Genomic DNA, 8,868 nt, shown 5'->3' with positions numbered 1-8,868 from the left:
TGTGGGGAGGCGGTCTTTTTTTGTCGCAATCGTACATTTGTTAAAGCAAATTTGTGTGTATATCGGGTTAACGTCTTGCGCCTGCTTGAGCTAATGGTTTGTAATCCGTAAGCGGCGCTAGCCATACCAGACCCGTTCCTCTGTATACGTTAACGAGACCTTCGCCCGAGGCAGCGGAGCCTAGAAGTGATTTTCCTGATTTTTCTACAGTGAAATCAAGGGAGCTCGACCACATCAAAGCAAAGTTGCCGTCTACCTTAAGCACATCATTTTGCAGCTCGACGACAACCGCTTCTTCTGAAGGGATCGGCGCTTCTATAGCGAGCACGCCTTTTCCTCTAACGCTTAAATTAAACAGCCCTTCGCCGCCAAGCGCAGCCGAGGAGAGCGTCTTGCGTGCGCTTACGCTTAGTTCGAGGGTCGAGTGGCAGGCTAAAAATAGACCGTCCTCTATGACGATATGGTCGTTGTCCACGTCAATGAGCCACAAATAGCGATAGGTCGGCTCCAGCATAATCGTACCCGTCCCTTTGTATACCGGTTTGACGGCGGACGTGCCGGTTACTGCGCCAGCGACTAAATTTCGCATTAGTCCACCAACGCCTTTAATGCCGGAATTCATTTCAATATTTCCGATCATATACTGCATAGCACCGGCGCTCATCATAATTTCATTGTTGCTGAGCTCAATCATCAGCTGTTTTTTGCGCATATTGCTTTGATTCATAAAATAGTTTGCTTGTGCTTCCATCGCATTCGTGGAGCTGAGATCCTCTTTGTATTCCAAAATGCTGAATCCGCCCATTTGATCTTGAATGAAGACGTTTTTGTTTTCTTTTACATTATTTAATTTAAAAGCCATTGACGTATCTTCCTCCTGTTGCACGCATTTTATTGGATGATGAAGGTGAAGTATTTCCAGTCTCCCAATGTATTCGACAAAAAGCCTCGTTTTCCTTGTAGCAGTCCAATGTCTTCCCTTGTTCAGCGTCCTCCAGCTGTGCTATAGTACGAGAGGTATCAAAATATAAAGTCTGGAGTGAACGCCGACCACGGCGCATCACGACAGGAGAGGTTCGCGAACTCCCTCTATAAAAAACTAAGGAAAATGGAATGGCAGGATAAATTCCGTTTTTTAAAATATAAGAAGGTATAAGCTTCACCTTTATACACTCTTATATTTCATCTTTGAAACGGTAGCTTTACCGCCAGAGGATGGCGACATCCGTTTCACCTTGTTTTATGGGCAAAATGTTCGAAGGATCTCTCTGCATGCTCCGGCTATAGCCGGCATTGAAGAGAGGAGAATGAAGGATGACAGCAACACAGAAAGCGCAACAAAATCAAGCAGCATCTGGCGAGCAGGCGGTGAAAAAAGCCGTCGTCGTATTTAGCGGAGGGCAGGACAGCACGACCTGTTTATTTTGGGCGCTAAAGCGTTATGACGTAGTGGAGGCTGTAACGTTCAATTACGGACAGCGCCACAAGCTGGAGCTGGACTCCGCCGCACAAATTGCACAGGAGCTTGGCGTCAAGCATCATGTGCTTGATATGTCACTGCTTAATCAGCTGGCGCCAAATGCGCTGACGAGGGACGATATTGCGATTGAGCAAACAGAAGGCGGCCTGCCGACGACATTCGTGGATGGCCGTAATTTGCTGTTTCTATCGTTCGCAGCGATACTTGCCAAGCAGATTGGCGCGCATACGGTCGTGACCGGTGTATGCGAGACTGATTTCAGCGGCTATCCCGACTGCCGCGACATTTTTATTAAATCAACGAATGTGACGCTTAATCTCGCGATGGACTACCCGTTCGTCATTGAGACCCCCCTAATGTGGCTGAATAAAGCCCAAACCTGGCAGCTTGCCGATGAACTGGGCGCCTTCGAGTTCATCAGAAACAAGACGCTGACCTGTTACAATGGCATCATTGCAGATGGCTGCGGGGAATGCCCAGCATGCAAGCTTAGATCGAAGGGCCTTCAGCAATATTTGTCTTCCCGTAAGGAGGATGTGGCCGAGTGATTCAGCAAATTTACCCTTCCGCAACACATCCCTACAGCTATGAGCTGAATAAAGATATGCATTTTGCAGCCGCGCACAGCATTCCGAGCGCCGATGCGGGCAAATGTGCCCAGATCCATGGGCATACGTATTTCGCCAATGTGACGATCGCTGGCGATGAGCTCGATGCATCCGGCTTTCTTGTTAATTTTGCACTCATTAAGCGGCTCATTCATGACCGCTTTGACCATACGTATTTAAATGATGATAACGAGCATTTCCATGCGCAAAGCGCGGAGTATTTTCCGACAACGGAAGTCGTTGCGCGCACAATTTATGAAATTACGCAAAAATATTTGGATCAGCTGGCGAACAAGCCGCGCTGTGTCCAAGTGTTTTTGCGCGAGACGCCAACGAGCTACGTCATTTACCGCCCCAAAAAGACGGCGCAGCAGTTAGCGGCTAAACAAGTCCAAGCTGAGGCGGCTGCTCCCGATGCTTAAGCAGGCCGAAGCACGTATCCCGGTTATGGAAATTTTCGGGCCGACTGTGCAAGGGGAAGGGATGGTCATCGGGCAAAAAACGATGTTCGTCCGCACAGCCGGCTGTGACTACAGCTGCGCTTGGTGCGATTCTGCCTTTACGTGGGATGGAACAGGCAAGGATGAGATCCGCATGCTCACTGCAGCGGAAGTAATGTCGGAGCTGCACGCCGTCGGCGGTGAAGCGTTCTCGCATGTGACGCTGTCTGGCGGCAATCCGGCACTGCTTCGCCATGCGGGTGAGCTGGTGCAGGGGCTGCATGCCGCAGGCATCCAGGTTGCGCTGGAAACGCAGGGCAGCAAGTGGCAGGACTGGCTGCTCGACATTGATGAGCTGACCTTATCGCCCAAGCCTCCGAGTTCCGGAATGGCGACCAACTGGGACATGCTGGACCAGATCGTAAGGCAGCTGTCAGCAGCGGAGCGCAGCTTTAGCCTGAAGGTCGTCGTATTTGACGACGCAGACCTGGCGTATGCCGCAAGTGTACACGCGCGGTATCCGGGAGTGCTTTTTTTCGTCCAAGCCGGCAATGATGACCTTGTTGAAGGCGACAATGGCAAGCTTCGCGACAAGCTTGTAGAGCGGTATGAATGGCTGATCGAGCGCGTGATGGTGCGCAGCGATATGAATCAGGTGAGGGTGCTGCCGCAGCTGCACGCTTGGGTGTGGGGCAACAAGCGCGGCGTTTAGCGAAGCGGCAGCTTTGCCGCCAGAGGACGGCTTTCGGCCGTTTACGCTTGTTCACTGTGCATAGAATAGATCGGTTTATAAATAGAAGGTTTGCGATGAGTGATAAGAGAAGGAGCGAACAACGATGAGTGGAAGAAAAGAAGAAGAACTGAAGGGGATCAGTCTGCTTGGCAATCAGGGAACGGCGTATACGTTTGAATATTCACCGGAAATTTTGGAGTCCTTTGAGAACAAGCATCCATACCGGGATTATTTTGTGAAGTTTAACTGTCCGGAGTTTACGAGTCTTTGCCCGATGACGGGCCAACCGGATTTTGCCACGATTTATATTTCCTATGTTCCCGATGTGTTAATGGTAGAAAGCAAGTCACTCAAGCTGTACTTATTCAGCTTCCGTAATCACGGAGATTTCCATGAGGACTGTGTAAACATTATTATGAATGATCTGATCAAGCTAATGGACCCGCGCTACATTGAGGTATGGGGCAAGTTCACGCCGCGCGGCGGCATTTCTATCGACCCTTATTGCAATTATGGGAAGCCGGGCACAAAATACGAGCAGATGGCGGAAAATCGCCTGATGAACCATGACTTATACCCGGAAAAAATAGATAACCGCTAGTAAGGATAGCTGTCTCGCAAGGCTTTAACACAAGCAAAGCCTGACCCATTCTCGTATATTATAGTAGACCATGAGAAAAGGAGATGCCTTGTATGTCTTGCGATTCGTTTTGTCCAACTGTCCGGGTGTTTGATCCGCCTGTAACGGTAGTAAACGATGTCTTTCATCCGCAGATCGTTGAGGTTGTGCATCAAATTAACGTCGTTAATCGCCATCATTGCGTGCCTTGTGAGAAGCACTTGTATGAATACAATTATTCCGACGTAGATGCGAGCCAAGATTCCTGCCATAAAAGCCGCCGCAGCCGTGGAAGCCGCAGTAGTCGTGGTAGTCGCGGAAGCCGTGGCAGCAGCTACATTTCGAAAGCGAAAGCTGCTAAGAAAAGTGTGAAAAAAGCAAAGCGCTAGCGCTCGAACGGAGCTTTCGATTGTAATTAGCTTGACCTAAGTAGAGTAATAACGTCAAAAAATCCGGAATTCCTCATTAAGATGGGATTTCGGATTTTTTGCATACAGGCAATTCTACATTTTTTGCAGAGGATCTCCTATAAAATGATCAGAAAGATGGGATGAGACAGGTGGACGTGGTTTTCGCCAACTGCTATTCATCAATTAAGGAGGAATGTTATGCTGCAACTCAGGAATTACAAATTCATTTTTAGAAAGGAGCTAGTTCTCGCATTTGTGTTTGCATTCACGCTTTCCCTGTTTTTTTCAAACATACACGCAGAGGGCGCAGAATCGCAGCCTGTCACTGAACCGAAGCAAATTAAGCTGCCAATGAGCTTTGACAAAATGGATTTTAGCAAATTAAAGGCCAGCTCTCAGGAGGTTGAGCCGATTTCAGATCTGACACTTGATATTTATGCAATTTCGCCAGATTGGGATAATTACGCAGACTATACGAATATTGATGTTAATCTCAACAAGCATCTCCCTTATTTTTCTCTTGATGTTTACGCGATTAAAGGGGAGATGCTAACCTATAAAGGAAGATTGTTCAGGGACACTAAAAATATGGGGCCGGGTTACTATGGTTATGCATCTTGGACTGGAACCGTGATGCTTAATTCGGAGTATATCCAATTAGAAGAAGGCCATTATGCGATCATACCACAGGTGGGCTTGGGAGAAGAGGACCTGCTATTGGATAAACTTATCGATGTCATTATTGATTTGACGCCGCCTGTTTCTGAGTTGAGTGAACCATCTATGACTGCAGTAGATGATGTAGGAACGATACACGGGCGCGTCATCAGCGATTTGATGATTGACGCATTGGGCGATTATTCTGGCATTACAGTGTCTGTTAGTCCTAGTAATTCTTCAAACATATATTATTATGGAACATTTGCTGAAAATGGCGAATTTAGCGTTGAAGTACCGCTTAAATATGGGCTTAACCGATTTTATGTAACCGTTCACGATGCTGCATATAATGGCAGACAGCCGATCTATACTGTCGATTACGTACGTGAAAAAGAACCGACGGAACCTGCAATTGCGGCGGTTGCTTCTAAAATTGAAACAGCAATCGGTGAGACTTTTAAGATTGCTATAGATTTTGCCCGTGTTAATGACTTGTATGCCGCACAGTTCAGTCTAACGTATGACAGCGCATTGCTTAAGGGCTCTACTGGGCCAAGTGTCGCACTTGGAAATCATCAGCAGCAAGCGAATGCTGGAGCAGCGCTCATTACGAATGAGAAAACAGTCGAGTTAGGCAATGGGCGCGTGCGCACCGACTATATTGTATCGCTGGTCGGGGATATATCGGGCTACAGTGGCTCAGGAACTTTTGCGACCCTTCATTTTTCAAGCATGACAGCAGGAACATTCCGTTTTGATCTATCTCAGGTCCAGGCGCTGAACAGCAATGCAGAGGCGATTGAATATGAGTCGGTGAAAAATACAGTAGTAACCGTATCGAGAGGTCAGGGTGAGCAAAAACATACGATTTCTGGGCAAGTTTCAGCGGAAGCATTCAGCAGTGGCGTTGATTATAGCACCGTGTGGTACGAGGGCACAGATGCTGTTCATAAAGTGGTTGTTGAAGCAATTGATTCAAATGGAGCTGTAGCAGCAATCGGCGAGGTTGCTGCGGGCGGAAGCTACACCCTAAAGGTTCCTAATGGAACGTTTAAAGTACGCGTCGTCGTTCCTGGGCACCTATCGGCCGAAACATCTATTGAAGCGAACCGCGATGTGACCATTAATTTCGGTCCGCTTGAGGCAGGGGATGTAGATGGGAATCGAAAAATAGGACTAAAGGATTTGCAGCTTGCAGCCAAGCAGTTCGGCAAATCTAAGGGGAGCGGCTGGCTGAACGCTAAAGCGAGCAGCGCAGATATTAACCGAGATAATGAGATTGATTTGCTGGATATTTCTTTTATTGTAGCGAACTATAAATTGTAAATAGCAGTAGGGCAATTAGAGGTAGCAAAATTCAACGGGGAGGAATCTTATGGTGCATTTCATGAATTGGAAATCTGTCAATAGAAGGCAGCCGACGTTTTTATTTTTGCTGCTACTCACACTCTCCCTTTTTATTCCGGGTACCCAGGTGGAAGCGGCAGAGTCAGAGGCAACCGTTAAAACGAAACAAATTAAACTGCCCGCCCGTTTTGAAGAAATGGATTTGAGCAAGCAGCAAGCTGTTTCCTCACAAGTAGCACCGATGACAGATCTACATTTGGAAAATCGGGCAATTTCACCAGATTGGGATAATAATGCGGACTTTACGCACATTTCTTATTTGATAAACGTGTATCTTCCCTATTTTTCTTTGGATGTATTCGCTATTGATGGAGATACCCTAACCTATCAAGGAACTGTGAGCCGTTATAATACTAATGTTGCCGCCGGCGAGCATGGAATTAGATTTTGGAGGGGAGAGGTGTGGCTTGGCTCTAACCAAATTCAATTATGGGATGGTCACTATGCCATGGTACCACGAGTAGGACTGGAAGACGGGGATTTGCTGATGGATCAGTTGGTGGATTTCGTAATTGATTTTACTTCGCCTGTTTCTGTACTGGGAAATCCCTCTATTACCGTGGAAGATGGTATAGGTACGATACATGGTCGTGTCATTAGTGATCTAATGGTTGATGTATTGGGAGATTATTCGGGGATTACGGTGTTTGCTAATCCCTCTAATGATTCAAAAGTCCAATATGATGGAGTATTTGACGACGACGGAAATTTCAGCATCGAAGTACCGCTTAATTATGGGAAAAATTATTTTTATATTACAATTCATGATGCTGCTTATAATGGCGCGCGGGAGAGCAGCCACGAAGTTAGGTATGAACGTATAGAAGAGGACACAACCCCTGAAATTGCGGTGGCTGCTTCTAAAACCGATGTCACAATAGGAGAAGCGTTTGACGTTTCCGTAAATTTCGCTCGGGTTACTGATTTATACGCTGCCCAGTTTAGTCTGACCTATGACAGCAAACTGCTCAAGGGTTCGATTGAACCCAGTGTCATACTGGGAAATTATCAACGGCAAGAGTATGCTACAACGTCGATTATTACGAGTGAAAAAACAGTTGATCTTGGAAATGGTAGCGTGAGGACCGACTATGTTGTATCGTTGGCAGGAGATATTGCGGGCTATAGCGGTAATGGAAGCTTTATGACCATTCACTTCTCAAGCATGGTACCTGGTGAGTTTGGTTTTGTGCTATCTAATGTGCAAGCAGTAAACAGCAATGCGCAAGCGATTAAATTTGAAACGGTGAAAAATACGTCAATATCGGTTGTGAGTGGGCCAGGTGAGCTGCAACATAAAATTTCTGGCCAAATAACGGCAGAAGCATTTGGAAGCGATATAAATTATAGTACGGTTTGGTATGACGGAGCAGAAGGCGTTCACAAAGTTGTAGTAGAAGCTGTTGATTCAAAGGGCTATGTGGCAGCAATTGGCGAGGTCAAGGCAGACGGAAGCTACACCCTAAGAGTTCCTAATGGTACATTTAAAGTACGCATCGTTGTTCCCGGACATGTAACGGCCATTCAATCTATTGAAGTGAACCGTGATATTACACTTAATGTCGGACCAATGAATGCAGGTGATGTGGATGGCAATGGAAAAATAGGCCTGATCGATTTGCAGTTCGTTGCTAAACAATTTGGCAAATCAAAGATCATTGGCTGGTGGGACTTTAAAGCGAGCGGCGCTGATCTTAATCGTGATAATGAAGTGGATTTGCTTGATATTTCCTACATTATTGCGAATTACAGCTTAACTTAGCTATATAGCCTTGGCATTAATATAGAAAGAAAGAATGCACATGGATATTTTCAGAGTATAATTTAAGGGTGAATCGCTCTGGCAGCTGATTCGCCTTTTTGTTATTTTTATGAGAGGGAGGAAGATGGGCATAGATCACTCAATCGGCTGCTCCGTGGGGGCTTGATTTTCCTTTCTCCATTCCACGGGAGCATTTTCGGCTTCACTATCAATCTTCATGGGCGGATTTTATCGCGGCTGCTTATTCCGACACGAGGGAGCAGCTTAAAACGAAATTCGGTAAAGTGCATAGTGGAAAAAATGATGCTGTCGACTGTCTCATAACCGACATCGCCGCGAGCCAAAAGCCCGATTGCGACAACGCCAATCAGTATGAATGGTATGTTGTTCGGCAGTCGCAGGCTGCTGTTGAACGTGATGGACAGCGCCTCGATCTATCCGTTTACAGCTTGGAAGGGGGACATGGCTTCGAAATTGTACGAGGTTTATCCGAGCAATGGCTGGTCCAGGCTTGGACTGAATAGGGAGGAGCTTCATGACATTCAGCGGTTGCCAGATGTTTTTAAGGAGAAGATAGCTCCCGACTTTCATATTTACTTCGATAGGAACCTGATACCGCTTGAACAGGGCTGCAAAAAAGAGTGGGTTTGAATGTTTTTAAAGTTTTTTTTGAAAAACACTTGCAATAGTATAGGAACCCATGGTATATTCTAATTCCGGCCGAGAGATACACGGTTCGGACGCAAGAA

9 protein-coding genes and 1 riboswitch are annotated in these 8,868 nt (G+C 46.5%); of the genes, 8 read left to right on the top strand and 1 reads right to left on the bottom strand.

Features of this window, described 5'->3' with window-relative positions; genetic code table 11:
• Positions 1-67: 67 nt before the first annotated feature.
• Entirely contained in the window at positions 68-862 is a 795-nt protein-coding gene (locus tag ACSR9A_RS28500) for an AIM24 family protein (RefSeq protein ID WP_473761601.1), read from the bottom strand.
• A gap of 203 nt (positions 863-1,065) precedes the next feature.
• A riboswitch (PreQ1 riboswitch) is annotated at positions 1,066-1,109 on the top strand.
• A 205-nt stretch (positions 1,110-1,314) separates the two neighbouring features.
• Between ACSR9A_RS28500 and queC the strand changes: the two genes are divergently transcribed.
• The 8 genes from queC to ACSR9A_RS28460 all read left to right on the top strand — a co-directional run bounded on the left by queC (position 1,315) and on the right by ACSR9A_RS28460 (position 8,643).
• On the top strand, positions 1,315-2,028 hold the full coding sequence (gene queC / locus ACSR9A_RS28495) for a 7-cyano-7-deazaguanine synthase QueC (protein WP_473761599.1): 714 nt from the start codon (positions 1,315-1,317) through the stop codon (positions 2,026-2,028).
• Complete coding sequence (locus ACSR9A_RS28490; protein WP_473761596.1) at positions 2,025-2,510, top strand: 6-pyruvoyl trahydropterin synthase family protein; 486 nt, start codon at positions 2,025-2,027, stop codon at positions 2,508-2,510. Before queC ends, ACSR9A_RS28490 begins: the two co-directional genes overlap by 4 nt.
• A complete protein-coding gene (gene queE / locus ACSR9A_RS28485) occupies positions 2,503-3,240 on the top strand; it encodes a 7-carboxy-7-deazaguanine synthase QueE (protein WP_473761594.1) in 738 nt (245 codons plus the stop codon). The genes ACSR9A_RS28490 and queE overlap by 8 nt, the downstream gene beginning before the upstream one ends.
• 124 nt (positions 3,241-3,364) lie before the next feature.
• The gene (queF, locus tag ACSR9A_RS28480; protein WP_341281840.1) at positions 3,365-3,862 is read left to right on the top strand and encodes a preQ(1) synthase; all 498 of its coding nucleotides are present in this window, start codon (positions 3,365-3,367) and stop codon (positions 3,860-3,862) included.
• A 92-nt stretch (positions 3,863-3,954) separates the two neighbouring features.
• Positions 3,955-4,269, top strand: coding sequence for a hypothetical protein (locus tag ACSR9A_RS28475; RefSeq protein ID WP_473761592.1), 315 nt, complete (start codon positions 3,955-3,957; stop codon positions 4,267-4,269).
• 219 nt (positions 4,270-4,488) lie between these two features.
• A complete protein-coding gene (locus tag ACSR9A_RS28470) occupies positions 4,489-6,276 on the top strand; it encodes a cohesin domain-containing protein (protein ID WP_473761589.1) in 1,788 nt (595 codons plus the stop codon).
• A gap of 49 nt (positions 6,277-6,325) precedes the next feature.
• Entirely contained in the window at positions 6,326-8,119 is a 1,794-nt protein-coding gene (locus ACSR9A_RS28465) for a hypothetical protein (protein WP_473761587.1), read from the top strand.
• 284 nt (positions 8,120-8,403) lie between these two features.
• Positions 8,404-8,643, top strand: coding sequence for a hypothetical protein (locus ACSR9A_RS28460; RefSeq protein WP_473761585.1), 240 nt, complete (start codon positions 8,404-8,406; stop codon positions 8,641-8,643).
• Positions 8,644-8,868: the final 225 nt, after the last annotated feature.

The organism is Paenibacillus sp. R-74696, from assembly GCF_055814915.1.
This window is presented reverse-complemented; position numbering and strand designations above follow the sequence as displayed.

Bases quoted from the DNA above. Each gene is read 5' to 3' on its own strand.
- ACSR9A_RS28470 (WP_473761589.1), top strand. From the start codon at position 4,489: ATGCTGCAACTCAGGAATTACAAATTCATTTTTAGAAAGGAGCTAGTT.
- queC (WP_473761599.1), top strand. From the start codon at position 1,315: ATGACAGCAACACAGAAAGCGCAACAAAATCAAGCAGCATCTGGCGAG.
- queF (WP_341281840.1), top strand. From the start codon at position 3,365: ATGAGTGGAAGAAAAGAAGAAGAACTGAAGGGGATCAGTCTGCTTGGC.
- queE (WP_473761594.1), top strand. From the start codon at position 2,503: ATGCTTAAGCAGGCCGAAGCACGTATCCCGGTTATGGAAATTTTCGGG.
- ACSR9A_RS28465 (WP_473761587.1), top strand. From the start codon at position 6,326: ATGGTGCATTTCATGAATTGGAAATCTGTCAATAGAAGGCAGCCGACG.
- ACSR9A_RS28500 (WP_473761601.1), bottom strand. From the start codon at position 862: ATGGCTTTTAAATTAAATAATGTAAAAGAAAACAAAAACGTCTTCATT.
- ACSR9A_RS28475 (WP_473761592.1), top strand. From the start codon at position 3,955: ATGTCTTGCGATTCGTTTTGTCCAACTGTCCGGGTGTTTGATCCGCCT.